Source organism: Streptomyces prunicolor NBRC 13075 (assembly GCF_000367365.1).
Taxonomy (GTDB): Bacteria; Actinomycetota; Actinomycetes; order Streptomycetales; family Streptomycetaceae; genus Streptomyces; species Streptomyces prunicolor.
Map to the genome: position 1 here is coordinate 46,837 of NZ_BARF01000060.1, position 16,913 is coordinate 63,749.

Sequence of the window (16,913 nt, forward strand, 5' to 3'; positions counted from 1 at the left end):
TGGGACGAGGGGGAGCATCGTCTCGTCGGTAAGGAAATCCGCCGCGCATGGTTTCGAGACCCTCTCCCCAACTGGGGAGAGGGTCTTTGAACCAGGTGCGCGTGTCCATCGGGGGACGCGTTCTGGACGATGGTTGGACACAAGGATCGGGAAAGACCGACAAGGGTTGAGAAGGAGCGAGGCGCCAACCCTCACCTGACCTGGTAAAACAGCCAAGATTGGCATTGATCGACAAGGGTCGCCAAGATCCTCAAAGGACTCATAATCCGTCGGCCGTGGGTTCGAGTCCCACCCGCCCCACCTTCGCCTCTCCCAGGAGAACCGTTTCTACCTGCGGAAACGTCGGAACGGGTGCCGTCACTCGAAGGTGGTGACACCCGTTCAGCTATTCGGACCAAGATTCAGTGGACGTGTAGTGGACGCGGGGACGATCCGGTGGACAGGGACTGCCTCAGGCCGCCTTACGGCGCCTCTTCGCAGCCCCACGAGCCGTCCTGGACCGGGTGGTTGGTAGACCTGTCGGCAGCTCCCAGCCGTCAGGTCCGGGATCCTCGGCGCGGCCGACGGTGAAGCGCGTGAGCGAGAAGTCCGGCCGCTGCTCCTCGGGGTGGCGGTCGTTGAAGTTCTCGACCCGGACCAGCTCCAGGTCGTTCGCGGCGCAGTGCTCGCGTATCCATCGCACGGCCGCGTTGGCGGCGTCCTTCTGGCCCCGGCCGACGAGCGTGACCATGCCCAGGAGCTCAGCGTCCGGCCGGGGCTGTGCGCCGACGGCCCACGTGTTGTCGGGCTGTCGTGCGCCGTGGGCGAAGAGGACGGCGAGGTCGTCCTGCCAGATGGTGCCGGGGAGCTCCAGCGTGGTGTGTACGGAGGAACTGGGTGCCAAGAAGCCCGAGGACCTGGCCGTCGTCCTCGGCGACGACCTCGACCGCTACGTGCGCGCCGTCGGCAAGATCCACAGCCAGGTGCTGCAGGTGTGGAACCTGCTGAGCAAGGCCCAGGGCATCCAGCGCGCCATGCGGACCGACTTCAACAAGGCGGCCGTTGAGGTCCAGCAAGAGGCCGCAGAGCAGAAGACGACCAGAGGGTTGAGGGAGCCGGATGCCGGTTCCCTCAGCTCCTTCAACAGTCAACGCCCGGACCATTCCGGGCGTTGACGCATGATGTGCAACCCACGGGACGCAGCTTGCTTACCCTCTTCACGAACCGGTTCCAGGCGTTCCGGCATCCACAGGGGGTGTCGGTGCGCATCACCCTGGGCGGGGTCCGCTTCAAGCTCCCTTACTCCCTCCCTCCCTCCCTCCCTCCCTCACTCACTCGGTGCGGGAGGGCGTGCCGCGTCGGGACTGCCTTTCCCAGCCTGAGCCTGAATTTACGGCGGCATGCCGGGCCGACCTCGACCAGCTCGGGCCCGAGCGGATCGCCGCGCGACTTCGGCGGATTGCGGAGGCCGAGGGGGATCACCGTCTCGTTCTGCTGTGCTTCGAGGACCTGGCGAAGCCGGGACTGTGGTGCCATCGACGGGTGTTCGAGCCACCGGGGACGAGGTGAGGGAGCTGTCTCCGATGGGGGCGATCACTACCAGCAGGGCATCAAGAAGCACCTCAGCGGCTGCCGCGTGAACTACACGCAAGGCAGCACCAAGTACACCCAGAAGGTGCACTGCGAATACGTGCTCGACATGAAGTAGCCACCGACACAACCAACAGGCCGGCAACCGCAGCAGGAGAGAGTCGTCAACGGTATGCCTCGGGTCCACGCGGTGAACCGGCGATGCGCCGTCGCCCGCGAGACACACCGAACGTCTCCGGCAGATGCCGCCAGGCGCACCCGCTGGTCAGCACATGCACGACTGCCGTGAACGCAGCCCGCTCGTCACACGGAGCGGTCCCGCTGCCCTGCGGACGGGAGTTGAGCGACGGCAACAACGGAGCGACCAGCTTCCATAGACCATCAAGAACCAGCCGCTGCGACAGATCGACACCCACAAGCGGCAATGATGCCCCGGCTGTGACTGAGCGCTTCTTTCGCCAGGTATCGCGCTGAGCACCTGTCCTGGCGTCCCGCCGGCTCGTTGGTGTCAGAAAATCCCGAACTCATCATTCACACTCCGGGCAGGATGCCTCCGTGCATCACATCCTGTGCGGGCTCGCCGCCAATCCAGCCCTGTCGTCCGAGCTGGTCGACCGGCTGATAACCATCGCGGACGACGACATCGCCACGGACCTCGCCTGTCGCGCGGACCTCAGCCGCGCACAGGCGGTCGCGTTGGCCGAGCGCGTCGGCGGGAGCGCGGTGCGGCTCGCGTACGCGGGGCGGCTGACCGCCGCCGATGTCGATCCCGCTGTCTGGCCGGATGCCGCCCTCGCCCTGCTCGACCACGGTGTCGGCCGCCCGGAGTGGGCGCGTCTCCTCGCGGCGGACCCGGTCCGTGAGCGCCGGGAGAAGCTGGCAGCCTGCCCCGGCCTCCCGTCCGATGTGGTGGACACGCTCGCGGTGGACCCGGACGTACGTGTCGTCGCCGAACTCGCGTTGTGGACCACCCCCGACGTGGCCGCGAGGCTCGCCGTCCATCCGCACGCCGAGGTACGCCGCATGGTGGCGGGCAACGAGGCGACGCCCCCCGCCGTACTGGCGGCGTTGGTGACCGCAGAAGGGCTGCCTGCGGCGCGACGCTGCCTGGTCTGTGACCGCGAGGAGATTCCCTTCGTTCACGATCGGCACTGCCCACGGCTCGACTGCGATCTACCGCCGGGCGCCTCCTGCGACGGCTCCCACGAGTCCACCGTCCATGCCATGCGGGAGGCGGCACTGCGTAACCCTGCCACCCCCGTCGAAGCCGTCGTCGGCTTCGTGGACCATCCGTCGATGCTGTTGCGCTGGGCGCTCGCCGCCCGCCAGGACCTGCCCCGGCAGGCGTGTGCACGGCTCGCCTCGGACCCCGCTCCCGGTGTCCGCGCCGACCTTGCCGAGAATCCCGCGATCGACGATGCCCTGATCCGTGCGCTGGCCGGTGACCGTGACCCCGACGTGCGCCGCGGGCTTGCCCACCATCCCCGCGTGCCGCTCGACGTGCTCACCCACCTGGCCCGAACTGCCAAGATCGGCAACACCCTGCTGCCCCGTATCGCCGCCTCTTCCCCCGCCGAGGTCGAAGAACTGGCCAAGTCACCGGACCCGGCTGCCCGCATGCTCGTGGCCCAACTACGCAATCTGCCAAGCGGGATACGCGACCGGCTGGCCGACGACCCCGACGCGAAGGTGGTCAAGGCCCTCGCTCCGCACCCCGGTCTCACCGAAGCGCAGTTGCGCGCCATGGTCGACCGACACGGCGTCCGTGTCCTGGCCAAGGTGGCGACCAACCCGGACGCGCCCCCGGCACTGCTGGAGGAACTGGTCCGGCACGAACCAACGGTGCAGAAGGTGTTCCGTGCGGTTGCCCGACATCGCGGGGCAACGGCCTCGGCGCTGCTCGTCTGCCTCGCGGACAGACAGGCGAGACCCGTGGCCGCCGGCCATCCGGCGCTCCCGCCACCGGTCGTCGTAGAGCTGCTCGCCGACGCGGACCGGCAAGTAGCGGAAGCCGCCGCAGCCAACCCGTCCCTGCCGCCTGCCGTGCTGTCCGATCTGGTGTGCCTGCGGTGAGCGCCCCGCCCGCCGGGTCGACCGCTCACTGCAGGCGCACCAGATCCTGATCGTCCGGGGCTTGCGGGCGGCTCGTCGGCGCCGCCAGGATCGGCTGCATGATCAAGGGTGTGATGTTCGACTTCTCCGGGACCCTCTTCCGGATCGAATCGGCCGCGCAGTGGTTGCGCGCGGTGGCGACGAAGGCCGGTCTGGACGTGCCCGAGGGTGAACTCGACGCGTGCGTCAGCCGGTTGGAAGAGTTCGGGGCCCAGCCCGGAGGGGTTCCTCCGCGCAAGGTGCCGCCCCATCTGGAGGCGCTGTGGCGGGAGCGTGATCTGACCGCCGAACGACACCGGGCCGCCTTCACAGCCCTTGCCCGGGAAGCGAAACCGCCGGCGGCCGACCTGGCCGACGCCCTGTATGAACGTTCCCAGGTGCCCGGGGCATGGCTGCCTTATCCCGACACCGAGGAGACCCTCCGCGCCCTGCGCGGGCGAGGCATCCCGGTCGCTGTCGTCAGCAACATCGGCTGGGACATGCGCCCCGTCTTCCGCGACCACGGTGTCGATGACCTCGTGGACGCCTACTTCCTCTCCTTCGAGCGCGGGGTGAAGAAGCCCGATCCCCGGATCTTCCAGATGGCGTGCGACCAGCTCGGAGTGGCGCCCGGCGACGCACTCATGGTGGGCGACGAGCCTGTCGCGGACGTCGGAGCCGCCACGCTGGGATGCCGGGTCCACCTGGTCGATCCCCTGCCCGTTGACCAGCGTCCCGGCGCGCTGGCCGAGGTGCTCCAGCTCCTCTGACATGGCCCGACCGGGGCGACCTTCGGCCCGATGATGAGGGCCCGGCGACCGAACGCCGTCCAGCCCTCGGGCACAACCCTCCGGTGTTCTGGCGTGTCCACGTAGTGTGCTGACGATACGTAGAACATGGCGAAGAGCGGCGGCTGCCGCTTTCGTGGCCGCCGTCATGGCGGTCGCGACCCCGGCCGCGCACGCCGCCGGAACGACGCTCGTCCTGGACGCCCAGGAGAACTACTACCTCCCTACTGAGGGCGAGGGCCCGAACCTGAACCTCGGCATCACCGCCTCGGGCGGGGACGCCCATGACGTCTCGGTCGCGGTCGACGCGTCGTCCCTCGCGGGGAAGGCGACGATGGAGGTCACGGGGGACTGCGTGAGCACCGGCACCCTGAAGGTGAGGTGCGACGTGGGCCCGTTGTCGGGCAAGGAGTCGATCGACCCGTTCTTCCTGAAGCCCACCGCGGCCGCCAAGGCGGGCGACACCGGTGCCATCACCTACACCGCCACCGCCTCCGACGCGGCCACCGTGACGGGGAAGACGGACGTCCTGGTCGGCGGGCCCAAGCTCGTCGCCCGGCCCTACCCGGCGCTGAAGGGCATCGCGCCCGGCGCCGTCTTCGAGCGCATCCCGGCCTTCGCCGACACCGGCGCAGCCCCCGCCGACAAGGGCGTCATGCTGTGGGCGCAGGACTCGGACGGCGTCTCTCTGGCCCGTGACCACTCCAACTGCCACTACTCGGACCAGTCCGACATCGGCGCCTGGTGCCGGTTCGACACCCCGGTCGCGCCCGGCGCGGCCTACGAGACGGACGCGCCGCTGCGCTACACCGCCTCCAAGGACACGATGTACGGCTACAACACCTACCTCGCGTGGCCGGTCGGCGGCAGCGCGCCCGACTCCTTCGACCCGTCCGACTTCCCCGACACCGGCACCGGCGCGCCGCTCGGCCTGAAGTCCGTCGCCTCCGGCTCCGGATTCACCGGCTCCGGGTACGGCACCTTCGCCACCACCCAGCACGCCGACTACCAGGCGCTCGGTGACACGGTCGAGGGCAAGGTCGGCGAGACGGTGAGCATCACCGTGGGCGTGCGGAACAACGGTCCGGGCCGGATGGACTTCCGGTGGGGGGATGCCGACAACTCCGGCACGTTCGTGGTGACCCCGCCCGCCGGCACCACGATCACCGGCGCCCCCGGCCCCGGCGAGCAGGGCGACCCCGGGCCGCTGTGGAGCTGCACACCGGGCAAGGCCGGCGCGAAGAGCTACACCTGCGACATCGCCAGCACGGACTTCGGGCCGGGCGACTCCGTGACCCAGGAGTTCACGGTGCGGATCGACAAGGTCGTCCCCGACGCGCGGGGCAGCGTCCGGGCGGTGGAGAACCCCGAGTACCCCAATCGTGACGACGACGCGGCGAACGACACCGCTGCGGTCACGGTGAAGGCCACCGGCTCGGCGACGTCCAGCCCGTCGCCCAGTGCATCCGCATCGGCGTCCGCGTCCCCGTCGGCCACGGCCACCGCGAGCCCGTCCGGCTCCGGGGCGGGAACCAGCGGCGGGACGACGACCGGCGGCGGGCTCGCCGCCACGGGCGCGGACGGAGTCCTGCTGCGGGCGGGCATCGCCGTCCTGCTGGTGGCGGGCGGCGCGCTGGTGTTCCTGGCGGCGCGGAGGTCACGGCTGCAGGGCGTCAGCGGTCGATGAGGCATTCCGTCACCTCGCGAACCGCATTTCGTCAGTAGCCCGACCAACCCCGCGGGTGCGGGGAGCAGTTGCCGGAGCGGGACTTGCCAACCATGTTGACGGGACCAACCCCGCGCCCGCGAGGAGTTGGGCGAGCCACTGAATTCCACTCGTGCCCGCACGGTGCTGGAGAACCGTGCCGTCGCTGAGGTCACCTCTCCGCCGAGTGGATCACGGCGACAGGACAGTCCGCGCGGTGCAGGGCCACCATGCCGACCGGGGTCGGCAGCGCACCTGTCCGGCGGCCCCGGCCTCGCGTACCGACGACGATCAGCTGGGCCCGGGTGCTCGCCTCGACGAGCGCCCGGCTGAGCCCGCCTCGGGCGCGGGCACGGTGTGTGGTGACGTCCGGGTGCTTACCGCTCTGCACGGACAGGGCTTCGGCGAAGGCGTCGTGCGACCGGCCGTGCCACGCGGTCGTCCTCTCCAGCACGACCAGGTCCGTGTCACGCGCCGCCGCCTCGGCGTAGGCGAACTCCACCGCCTCCCGGACCTCCTGTGCGTGGCCGCCGACCAGCACGACGGGACCGGCCGGGTCCGGCCTGCCGCGTACCACCAGCATCGGCGTACGTCCGTGGGCCGCCAACTGCCCGGCGACCGAGCCACGTCGCAGCGACCCGGCCCCGCCCGGCGGACGGCCGCCGACCACGAGGAGGGACGCCTCTCGGGATGCGGACTCCAGCACCGCCACGGGGGAACCCATCAAGACCTCGTGCGTCACGCGGAGTTGGGGCGCGGCACCGACGGCCCATCGCTCGGCCTCGGTCAACGCGCCCTTCACCACACGGCACGCCCCCGCTCCACTCCGGTCCCAGGGCGGAACACCGGGCGACACCTGGGCTGTCGGCCACTCATAGGCGTACGCCAACCGGAGTTCCACCCCGCTGCGATCGGCCTCGTGCGCCGCGGCCTCCACCGAGGCCATGCCTGACTGCGAGCCATTGACTCCCACTACGACCGGGCCGCTCATGACGGTCCTCCCTTCACCACACGTCGTCTCGGAACCTCGGGCGCCTCGCGCGGCGTTCGCCGGCGGGCGACCGGGTGCTGCCGGATCCGTGACCTCGCGGTGTCGGCCCGGCAGCACCCGGCTTGCTCCCCGGGACTCAGACTTTCCCCGGCGCCGCGCACCCGACAGGGCCGGACGGGTACCCGAAGCGTGCCGTCCGGCCCTGACTCGGCTCCCTGCCACGGCAGGAGACGGAGGGGCAGCGGACGGAGGAGTGGTAAGGAGCGGCAGCGGACGGAGGAGCAGCAAGGAGGGGTGGAGGGCGGAGGGTCAGGAACGGGACGACTGGGGTGCGAGGGGCGTCCGGTCACTCCGTCGGTACCGGCACCCGCCACACCACCGTGCTGCCGCCGCCGTCGGGACTGCCCAACTCCAGCTCCCCGCCCAGCTGTTCGGCCCGCTCCGCGATGTTCCGCAGCCCGCTGCGGCGGCCGTCCGCCGGAATGCCGCAGCCGTTGTCGGTGACCGTCAGACGGACCTGGTGGGAGTCGGCGGTGAGGGAGATGTCGGCACGGCCGGCGTGAGCGTGCCGGGCGATGTTGGTGAGGGCCTCGGAGAGTACGGCCACCAGGTGGTCGGCGGTCTCGCGCGGCACCCGGGTCTCCACCAGTCCCTCCATCCGCACGCTCGGCGCGAAGCCCAGCACCGGAGCCGCCTCGCCCACGGCGCGCATCACCCGTGCCCGCAGGCCGTCCCCGCCGGTGCCTCCCCGTGAGCGCAGTCCGAAGATCGTCGACCTGATGATCTTGATGGTCTCGTCGAGGTCGTCCACCGCGCGGACGACACGTTCGGCCGCTTCGGGGTGGTCGATGAACCGGCTCGTGCTCTGGAGGGTCATGCCGGTGGCGAAGAGCCGTTGGATGGCGAGGTCGTGCAGGTCGCGGGCGATACGGTCGCGGTCTTGGAGCACCGCGATCTCCTGTGCGTCCAGGCGGCGTTCGGCCAGTTCCATCGCGATGGCCGCCTGCGCGGCGAAGGCCTGCAGGGTCTCGGTCTCCGTCGCCGTGAACGGCTGCCGCCCGGTTTCACGCGCCAGGAGGACGACGCCGCGCACGCCCGCCTCGCCGGTGCCGATGGGTACGGCCACGGCGGGGCCGAGTCCTCCGAAGCGGGGTGGTTCCAGGGTGATGCGTCCGTCGTGGCCGACGTCCGGGCTGGTGACCGGAGTGGCGCCGGAGAATGCCAGGCCCATCAGGCTGCGGTCCATGGGGAGTACGAGTCCTTTGTGGGCCTCGGCGTCCATACCGACGGCGATCTCCACGGCCAGCGACCCGGTGTCCTCCATCGGCAGGGCGACCGCCGCGAGGGCGGAGCCCGTGATCTCGCCGGCCCGCTCGGCGATCAGGGCGAGGACCTTGGTGCGGGAGTCGCCGGACATCAGGCTGTGGGTGATCTCCGCGTTCGCCCGCAGCCAGCGTTCCCGCAGCCGGGACTCCTCGTACAGGCGGGCGTTGTCGATCGCGACGCCGGCCGCCACGGCCAGGGTGGACAGGACCGACTCGTCCTCGTCGTCGAAGTGCGCTCCGGCCCGCTTCTCGGTCAGGTACAGGTTGCCGAAGATCTGGTCGCGTACCCGGATGGGGACCCCGAGGAAGGTGTTCATCGGCGGGTGGTTGGGCGGGAAGCCGTACGAGGCCTGGTGTTCGGAGAGCTTCACGAGGCGCAGCGGCTCGGGGTGGCGGATCAGCTCGCCGAGGATGCCGTGGCCCTCCGGATACGGGCCGATGCGGGCGATCTGCTCCTCGGTGACCCCGACCGTGTGGAAGGCGGACAGCCGCGTGCCGTCGGGGCCGATCACGCCGAGCGCCCCGTACTCGGCGTCCACGAGCACCGCGGCGGCCTCGACGATGCTGTGCAGGACCTGCTCCAGGTCCAGTTCCCGGCCGACGGAGAGCACCGCCTCCAGCAGGCTGTGCACCCGGTCGCGGGTGCCGCGGGCCGCGTCCAGCCGCGCCTGGAGCTCCTCCAGCAACTCGTCCAGCTTCAGCTGCGGCAGCCGTACGCGGGCCTCACGGGCCTCTTCGGGGCTTCCCACCTGTGTCTCCTCGGGCCTGGGCACCGGCGGCTCCGGACACAGGTCACGCTACCGGCGCGCAACGCGCGGCGGTATGGAATCGGCTTCCGATCAGCCCATGGGGACGAGGACCACGGGGCAGTGCGAGTGGTGCAGGAGGGTGTGCGCGACCGGGCTCAGGTGGCCGCTGTGCCGCCCGCGCGATCGAGGCGACCCGACGACCACCGCGGAGGCCTCCCGGGTGGCCTCTCGGGATGTGTCAGTCGTCGGCGACCAGTGCCGTCAGGTCGAGGAGGCGGTTGGTGTAGCCCCACTCGTTGTCGTACCAGCCGAAGACCTTGACCAGGGTGCCGCTCGCCTGGGTGAGGGCGGGGTCGAAGACGCAGGACGCGGGGTCGCCGATGACGTCGCGGGAGACGATCGGGGCCTTCGTCACGCGGATGATGCCGTTGAGCGGGCCGTCCGCCGCCTCGGCGAAGGCCGCGTTGACCTCCTCGGCCGTCGTCTCGCGGTTCAGGACGACGGCGAGGTCGGTGAGCGAGCCGTCCTCCACGGGCACGCGCACGGCGATGCCGTCCAGGGCGCCGGCCAGCTCCGGCAGCACCAGGCCCACGGCGCGCGCGGCACCCGTGCTGGTGGGGATGATGCTCAGGGCGGCCGAGCGGGCCCGGCGCAGGTCCTTGTGCGGGGCGTCGAGGAGGGACTGGTCGTTGGTGTAGCCGTGGATGGTGGTCATCATGCCGCGCTCGATGCCGAAGGTCTCGTGCAGCACCTTCACCATCGGGGCCACGCAGTTGGTGGTGCAGGACGCGGCCGAGACGATCCGGTCGCGGTGCCGGTCGTACGTCGTGTCGTTGACGCCCATCACGATGGTGGCGTCCGCGTTCCTGCCCGGGGCGGACAGCAGCACGGTGTGGGCGCCCGCCTTCAGGTGCAGGGCGGCGGAGTCGCGGTCGCGGAAGCGGCCGGTGGACTCGATGACGATGTCGGCGCCGTAGTCGGACCAGTGCAGGGCGGCCGGATCGCGTTCGGCGCTGATGGCGATGCGCCGGCCGTCGACGGTGATCGAGCTGTCGTCGTGGCTCACCTCGCGTCCGATGCGCCCGAACGTCGAGTCGTACTCCAGGAGATGGGCCAGGGTGGCGGGCGAGGTGATGTCGTTGATCGCGACCACCTCGACGTCCTGGGTGCCCGCCTCGGCGCGGTCGAGTGCCGCGCGCAGATAGGTGCGGCCGATCCGGCCGAAGCCGTTGATGCCGACACGTACGGTCATGACGGTGAACTCCTTTGCGGAGCAGGGGATTTACGGGGTCGGGGAGGTCAGGCGTTCCAGGTCCAGTCGGCGACCTCGGGGAGGTCGGTGCCGTGTTCGCGGATCCAGGCGTGGTGGCGGGTGCGGGCGTCGGCCATCTGCTGGCGTACGGCTGCGGCGCGGACGGCGAGGTGGGGGACGCGGTCGATGACGTCCATGACCAGGCGGTAGCGGTCGAGGTCGTTGCGGACGACCATGTCGAACGGGGTGGTCGTGGTGCCGGACTCCTTGTAGCCGCGCACGTGCAGGTTGGCGTGGCCGGTGCGGCGGTAGGCGAGGCGGTGGATGAGCCACGGGTAGCCGTGGTAGGCGAAGATGACCGGCCTGTCGGTGGTGAACAGGCCGTCGTACTCGAAGTCGCCCATGCCGTGCGGGTGTTCGTCGCGCGGCATGAGCCGCGTCATGTCGACGACGTTGACGACGCGGACGGCGAGGTCGGGCAGGTGGCGGCGCAGCAGCTGGGCGGCGGCCAGGACCTCCAGGGTGGGGACGTCACCGGCGCAGGCGAGGACGACATCGGGTTCGCCGCCGTTCTCGGTGCCCGCCCACTCCCAGATCCCGGCGCCGCGCGCGCAGTGGGAGCGGGCCTGGTCCAGGGAGAGCCAGTCGAAGCAGGGCTGCTTGCCGGCGACGACCACGTTGACGTAGTCGCGGCTGCGCAGGACGTGATCGGCCACCGAGAGAAGGGTGTTGGCGTCCGGCGGGAGGTAGACCCGGACGACTTCGGGGCTCTTGTTGAGGACGTGGTCGACGAAGCCGGGGTCCTGGTGCGAGAAGCCGTTGTGGTCCTGGCGCCAAACATGCGACGTCAGAAGGTAGTTGAGGGAGGCGATCGGCGCCCGCCACGCCAACTCCCGCGACGTCTTCAGCCACTTGATGTGCTGATTGACCATCGAGTCGACGATGTGCACGAAGGCCTCGTAGCAGGAGAACAGTCCGTGCCGGCCGGTCAGCAGATAGCCCTCCAGCCAGCCCTGGCAGGTGTGTTCGGAGAGGATCTCCATCACCCGGCCGTGCCGGTCCAGGTGTTCGTCGACCGGCAGGAACCCCGCCTGCCAGGCCTTGCCACTGGCGTTGAAGACGGCCTGGAGGCGGTTGGAAGCGGTCTCGTCCGGGCCCACGAGGCGGAAGTCGCGGCTCGCCGCGGTGTCGTGCATGACCTGTTCGAGGAGGTCGCCGAGGACGCGGGTCGGCTCGTGCAGGGTGCTGCCCGGCTTCTCGACGGGGACGGCGAAACGGTCCAGGGACGGGATCGGCAGATCGCGGACGAGGAGACCGCCGTTGGCGTACGGGCTGGAGCCGAGGCGCTTGGTGCCCTCGGGGACGCAGGCGAGGACGTCCGCGACGGGTCGGCCGTCCGGGCCGAACAGCTGCTCCGGGTGGTACGAGCGCAGCCACGCCTCCAACTGCCGTAGATGCTCCGGGTTTTCGCGTACCTCGGACAGCGGGACCTGGTGGGCGCGCCAGGTGCCCTCGACCGGGACGCCGTCGACCTCGGCGGGACCGGTCCAGCCCTTGGGCGTACGCAGCACGATCATCGGCCAGTGCACCCGCTCGCTCACGCCGTCCGCACGGGCGGACTGCTGCATCACGGCGATGCGGTCCAGCGCGTCGTCGAACGCGGCGGCCATGGCGCGGTGCACCTTGAGCGGGTCGTCGCCGGTGACGTGGATCGGGTCGTGGCCGTAGCCGCGCAGCAGCTCGTCGAGTTCGGACTCGGGGAGGCGGGACAGGACCGTCGGGTTGGCGATCTTGTAGCCGTTGAGGTGCAGGATCGGCAGGACCGCGCCGTCGTGGACCGGGTCGAGGAACTTGTTGGAGTGCCAGGCGGCGGCCAGCGGGCCGGTCTCCGCCTCGCCGTCGCCGATCACGCACGCGACCAGCAGGTCCGGGTGGTCGAAGGCGGCGCCGTAGGCGTGCGCGAGGGAGTAGCCGAGCTCGCCGCCCTCGTGGATCGAGCCGGGGGTCTCCGGCGCCACATGGCTCGGCACGCCGCCGGGGAAGGAGAACTGCTTGAACAGCCGCTCCATGCCGGCCCCGTCGCGCGAGACGTCCGGGTAGGTGTCGCTGTAGCTGCCCTCCAGCCAGGAGTTGGCGAGCACGGACGGGCCGCCGTGGCCGGGTCCCCACACGCACAGCGCGTCCAGGCCGCGCGCCTTGATCACCCGGTTGAGGTGGGTGTACACGAGGTTGAGACCGGGCGAGGTACCCCAGTGGCCCAGCAGCCGCGGCTTGATGTGCTCCGGCTTCAGGGGCTCGGTGAGCCGCGCGTTCGCCATCAGGTAGATCTGGCCCGCGGCAAGGTAGTTGGCGGCCCGCCAATGGGCGTCCAGGGTGCGCAGTTCGTCGTCGGAGAGTTCGGAGAGTTCGGAGAGTTCGGACAGGGCGGTCGCGTCCAGGTTTTCGGCCTTGTTCATCGGGGGCTCCGGAAGTCATCGGCGTGGTTCAACGGGGGCGTCGGAGGCGGAACTACTGCGTCAGCAGGCGGAGTTGAGGACGATCGTGCTCACGCGTGCTCGGGCACGACGGCCACCGGGCAGGTGGAGTGGTGCAGCACTCCGTGGGCCACGCGGCCCAGTTGGAGGCCGTAGTGCCCGGGGCGGCGCCTGGCTCCGACGATCAGGAGGTCGGCGTCGCGCGAGGCGTCCACGAGCACGGCCCGGGTGGGGCCCTCGACCGTACGGCGGCGTGACTCGACGTCGGCGGGGGCGTCCCGAAGCGCCGCGTCCAGCGCCTCGACCGCCTGCTGCTCGTGCAGCCGGGCCGGTTCGCCGGACATCAGGGGATGGTCGGTGGTCTCGTGCGCGGGCCAGCGCCAGGCCCGTACGACGTCCACCGCCGCTCCGCGTCGCCGCGCCTCCTCGAAGGCGAAGCGCACCGCCGCCGAGCCCGCCGGCTTCGCTCCTACGCCGACGACGACGCGGCCGTGCGTTCCGGTCCGGGCCCGGTTGTCGTGGTCGCCGCGGACGACGATCATCGGGCACTGCGCGTGCCCGGCCACGATCAGGCTCACCGAGCCCAGCAGCGCCTCGGCGATACCGCTGCGGCCGCGGGTGCCCGTCACCAGCATCGAGGCGTCGCGGCTCTCCCGCACCAACGCGTACTCGGGTTCCTCCACCAACACCTCGACGCGCACGTCGAGTTCGGGTTGGCGGCGGCGTGCCCGGCGTGCGGCGTTGTCGACGATGTCCTCGGCCCTCACCTGCTCGTCGGGCTTGGCGAGGTCTTCGGAGAGCGAGGTGCCCTCGTACCGCTCCCACAGTGACGCGTACACCAGCCGCAGAGGGAGTCCGCGCACGGCGGCCTCGTCGGCCGCCCAGTCGACGGCCCGCAGACTCGGCTCGGAACCGTCCACGCCCACGACCACGGGGAGTGTTGTCATCGTGGTCACCGCCCCGCACCGAGGAGGTCGAACACGATCCGGGCCTTGACCTCGCCGCGCAGCACCTCGTCGATGGACTCGTTGACGGAGGCCAGCGGGCGGGTCTCGGAGATGACCTTGGTGTGTCCGGCGGCGTGCAGCTGGAACACCTCGGCGAGATCCTGCCGGGTGCCGACGATCGAGCCGATCACCGAGGTGCCGTTCAGCACGGTGTCGAAGATCGGGACCTGGATGCTGCCGTGCGCGGGCAGGGCGACCATGACGAGCTTCCCGCCGCGCCGCAGGCCGGAGTTGACGGCGGCGAACGCGCCCTCGTTCACGGCGAGCGCGATGGCTGCGTGCGCGCCGCCGTGCCGCTTGAGGACTTCTCCTACGTCGTCCTTGCGGGCGTCGATGACGAGGTCGGCGCCGAGCGCGGTGGCGAGTTCGAGCTTCTCGTCGGTGACGTCGATCGCCGCGACCGTCGCCCCCGCGATCTTCGCGTACTGCACCGCCAGGTGGCCGAGCCCGCCGACACCGGAGATGGCGACGAGCTGCGCGGGCCGCACGCCGGCGACCTTGAGCGCCCTGTACGTCGTGACGCCCGCGCAGGTCAGCGGGGCGGCGTCGATCGCGCTCACGCCGTCGGGCACCGGCTGGGCGAAGTCGGCCCAGGCCAGCATCTTCTCCGCGTACCCGCCGTCACAGCCGTAGCCGGTGTTGATCTGCTGCTCGCACAGCGTCTCCCAGCCGGACAGGCAGTGCTCGCACCGCCCGCAGGCCTTGCCGAGCCACGGCACCGCGACCCGCTGTCCGACGGCCAGATGGGTGACGCCGTCGCCGAGCTGCTCGACCAGGCCGACGCCCTCGTGGCCGGGGACGAAGGGCGGGCTGGGCTTGACCGGCCAGTCGCCGTGTGCGGCGTGGATGTCGGTGTGGCACAGCCCGGACGCCTCGACACGCACGCGGACCTGGCCGGGGCCGGGCTCGGGGTCGGGGCGGTCCTCCATGACCAGGGGTTCACCGAAGGCTCGTACGACTGCTGCCTTCATGACTGCTGCTCCTCAAGGGGATCGGTGTGGATCAGTCGTGCGAGACGACGGCGACGGGGGCGGTGGAGTGATGCAGGACGCCGTGCGCGACCGGGCCGATGTGGGCGCCGAGCGCGCCGTGGCGGATCCGGCGGCCGATGACGACCAGGGAGGCCTCGCGGGAGGCGTCCACCAGGTGGTCGGCGGCGCTGCCGACGCGGGACTCCAGGGCGACCTCGACGGCGGGGTGCTTCAGCCGCCAGGGGCGCAGCGCCTCGGTGAGAGCCGCGGCCTCCCAGCGGAACAGCTCGTCGTTCAGGCCCGCGTCCATCCCGAGGCCGTAGGCGTAGTACGGCGGCAGGCTCCAGCCGTGGACGACCCGCAGCGCGGTGTCGCGCCGGGCGGCCTCGGCGAACGCGAACTCGAGCACCGCGTCGGCGGGGGCGCCGGCGTCGATGCCGAGGACCACGGGCCGGGACGGCGTGGCGGACGACGGGTTCGTCCCGTTCTCGGCGGCGGCCTGTTCGCCGGCCCGGACCAGGACCACGGGCAGTTCGGCGTGTGCGACCACGGAGAGGCCGACGGAACCGACGAGGAATCCGCCGACACCGCTCAGTCCACGCGAGCCGAGGACCAGCAGTTCGGAGTCCTTCGCCGCGTCCAGGAGGGTGTCCGCGGGCGCGCCGGTCAGCTGCTCCACGGTCACGTCCACGCCGGGGTGGCGCCGCCGGATGCCGTCGGCCGCCTCGCGGGGAATCCTCCCCCAGCCTTCGGCCGGGGGGACCCCCATCTCGCTTCGCTCGGTCCAGTGCTGCTGTGTCTCGGCGCCGAGCAGCGGTGCCTGCGCCATGGGTGCCGGCACGGGCTCCCAGACCTGGACCAGCTTCAGCGGCAGGCCGCGCAGCTGTGCCTCGTGGGCGGCCCAATCGGCCGCCGCGCGGCTCTCGGCGGAGCCGTCGAGGCCGACGGTGACGGTGCGGGTCATGATGTCCACCTTCTGGATCGGGGTCCTGCTGCGAGCTTCGTCGTCGTACGAGGCACCGGGCAGGGGCCGCAGGTCCCTGCCGGGGACCGAACGGCCCTGTCCGGTGTGCGGCACGGCCCTGTCCGGTGTGCGGCACGGCCCTGTCCGGTGTGCGGCACGGCCCTGTCCGGTTTCGGCACGGCGGGCCCACCGACGGGCCCGCCGCACCTCCCGCGGTCACCGCAGCCAGCGGCTGCGACGGATGAGCGGGAGCCTGGCCCAGACCTTGCCGAGGCCGAGGGTGTCGCCGGCGGCGACGGCGGCCAGGGCGATCAGGACGACGGCGTAGATGAGGTGGTAGTCCACGAACGGGTTCGGCGACATGCTCGGCGAGCCGTCCGAGAGGTGCCGGGCGGGCGGCCACTCGGCCAGCCACATGAACGCCATCATCATCGTGCCCGCGACGGCCGCGAAGCGCAGCGCGACGCCGGCGAGGAGCGCGACCCCGATCCCGGCCAGGCCGAGCATGAACAGCCAGTCGGCCGAGGTGGCACCGGCCCAGGAGTGGAACGTGGATTCCATCGGGCCGGCGGCCACGCCGCTCAGGAAGCCCTTGGTCGGCGAGCCGCCGTCGATCCAGCCCTTGCCGGAGGGGGTGGCGTAGCCGAGGCCGAAGGTCTTGTCGAGGAAGGCCCACAGGAAGACGAACCCGGTGAGCAGCCGCAGGGACGCGAAGGCGTAGGCCCGCACGGTGTACGTGTCGCTGTGTGCCGACACGGCGGACTCGGATGCGGAGGCGGTCCGGTTCCTGCGGATGGACGGCAGGTGGAAGCCCTGACTGTGGCGAGGGTGCTCGTGCACGGCCATGGTGGTGATCCTTTCGGGGAGGAGTGGGGCTGTCTGTTCGGTGCCTGACGTCCCTGACTCTCGTCCTGTGGGGCGGCTGCCGCCGGATGCCGAAGGTCGGTGGCCATGGGGCTGAACGGCCCTGTCCGCAGGGACCGTTGGGGTGCACGGCCGGCGCTTCGCAGCTGCCGAAGGGCAGTTC

At 71.2% G+C, this 16,913-nt stretch carries 14 protein-coding genes and 1 pseudogene; 4 read left to right on the forward strand and 11 right to left on the reverse strand.

The window, feature by feature from the left end; all coding sequences use genetic code 11:
- Positions 1–451: 451 nt before the first annotated feature.
- On the reverse strand, positions 452–883 hold the full coding sequence (locus SPR02S_RS27430; protein ID WP_019060215.1) for a hypothetical protein: 432 nt from the start codon (positions 881–883) through the stop codon (positions 452–454).
- Between SPR02S_RS27430 and SPR02S_RS27435 the strand changes: the two genes are divergently transcribed.
- Positions 855–1,154 (forward strand): hypothetical protein, encoded by a 300-nt coding sequence (locus SPR02S_RS27435; RefSeq protein WP_019060216.1) that lies wholly within the window; start codon positions 855–857, stop codon positions 1,152–1,154. The two genes, SPR02S_RS27430 and SPR02S_RS27435, sit on opposite strands and share 29 nt — an antisense overlap.
- A 579-nt stretch (positions 1,155–1,733) precedes the next feature.
- Here the strand turns inward: SPR02S_RS27435 and SPR02S_RS66205 are convergent.
- Positions 1,734–1,985: a transposase gene (locus SPR02S_RS66205; protein WP_158697884.1), complete on the reverse strand. Its 252-nt coding sequence runs from the start codon at positions 1,983–1,985 to the stop codon at positions 1,734–1,736.
- A 139-nt stretch (positions 1,986–2,124) separates the two neighbouring features.
- Here SPR02S_RS66205 and SPR02S_RS27440 point away from each other — a divergent pair, with 139 nt between their 5' ends.
- The 3 genes from SPR02S_RS27440 (at position 2,125) to SPR02S_RS27450 (ending at position 6,135) form a co-directional block, all read left to right on the forward strand.
- Positions 2,125–3,642, forward strand: a complete 1,518-nt coding sequence (locus tag SPR02S_RS27440) for a hypothetical protein (protein ID WP_019060217.1) — start codon at positions 2,125–2,127, stop codon at positions 3,640–3,642.
- A 98-nt stretch (positions 3,643–3,740) separates the two neighbouring features.
- Positions 3,741–4,430, forward strand: coding sequence for an HAD family hydrolase (locus SPR02S_RS27445; protein WP_019060218.1), 690 nt, complete (start codon positions 3,741–3,743; stop codon positions 4,428–4,430).
- Positions 4,431–4,596: 166 nt separating this feature from the next.
- On the forward strand, positions 4,597–6,135 hold the full coding sequence (locus SPR02S_RS27450) for a hypothetical protein (RefSeq protein ID WP_106437019.1): 1,539 nt from the start codon (positions 4,597–4,599) through the stop codon (positions 6,133–6,135).
- Between the two features lie 190 nt (positions 6,136–6,325).
- Here SPR02S_RS27450 and SPR02S_RS27455 read toward each other — a convergent pair whose 3' ends face one another.
- From SPR02S_RS27455 to SPR02S_RS27490, 9 genes and pseudogenes are all read right to left on the reverse strand, one after another.
- Positions 6,326–7,144 carry a universal stress protein gene (locus SPR02S_RS27455; protein ID WP_026150912.1) on the reverse strand — a complete coding sequence of 273 codons (819 nt, stop codon included), beginning with the start codon at positions 7,142–7,144 and terminating at the stop codon, positions 6,326–6,328.
- Between the two features lie 346 nt (positions 7,145–7,490).
- Complete coding sequence (locus SPR02S_RS27460; RefSeq protein WP_019060221.1) at positions 7,491–9,218, reverse strand: GAF domain-containing sensor histidine kinase; 1,728 nt, start codon at positions 9,216–9,218, stop codon at positions 7,491–7,493.
- A gap of 90 nt (positions 9,219–9,308) precedes the next feature.
- A pseudogene (locus tag SPR02S_RS60495) lies at positions 9,309–9,431 on the reverse strand (universal stress protein); the annotation flags it as partial.
- A 25-nt stretch (positions 9,432–9,456) separates the two neighbouring features.
- Complete coding sequence (gene gap / locus SPR02S_RS27465) at positions 9,457–10,470, reverse strand: type I glyceraldehyde-3-phosphate dehydrogenase (RefSeq protein ID WP_019060222.1); 1,014 nt, start codon at positions 10,468–10,470, stop codon at positions 9,457–9,459.
- A gap of 47 nt (positions 10,471–10,517) precedes the next feature.
- Positions 10,518–12,926: a phosphoketolase family protein gene (locus SPR02S_RS27470; protein WP_019060223.1), complete on the reverse strand. Its 2,409-nt coding sequence runs from the start codon at positions 12,924–12,926 to the stop codon at positions 10,518–10,520.
- 89 nt (positions 12,927–13,015) lie between these two features.
- A complete protein-coding gene (locus tag SPR02S_RS27475) occupies positions 13,016–13,891 on the reverse strand; it encodes a universal stress protein (protein WP_043258535.1) in 876 nt (291 codons plus the stop codon).
- Positions 13,892–13,896: 5 nt separating this feature from the next.
- Entirely contained in the window at positions 13,897–14,922 is a 1,026-nt protein-coding gene (locus SPR02S_RS27480) for a zinc-dependent alcohol dehydrogenase (protein ID WP_019060225.1), read from the reverse strand.
- A 31-nt stretch (positions 14,923–14,953) separates the two neighbouring features.
- On the reverse strand, positions 14,954–15,886 hold the full coding sequence (locus SPR02S_RS27485) for a universal stress protein (RefSeq protein WP_026150913.1): 933 nt from the start codon (positions 15,884–15,886) through the stop codon (positions 14,954–14,956).
- Between the two features lie 216 nt (positions 15,887–16,102).
- Positions 16,103–16,732: a membrane protein gene (locus SPR02S_RS27490; protein ID WP_019060227.1), complete on the reverse strand. Its 630-nt coding sequence runs from the start codon at positions 16,730–16,732 to the stop codon at positions 16,103–16,105.
- Positions 16,733–16,913 lie beyond the last annotated feature (181 nt).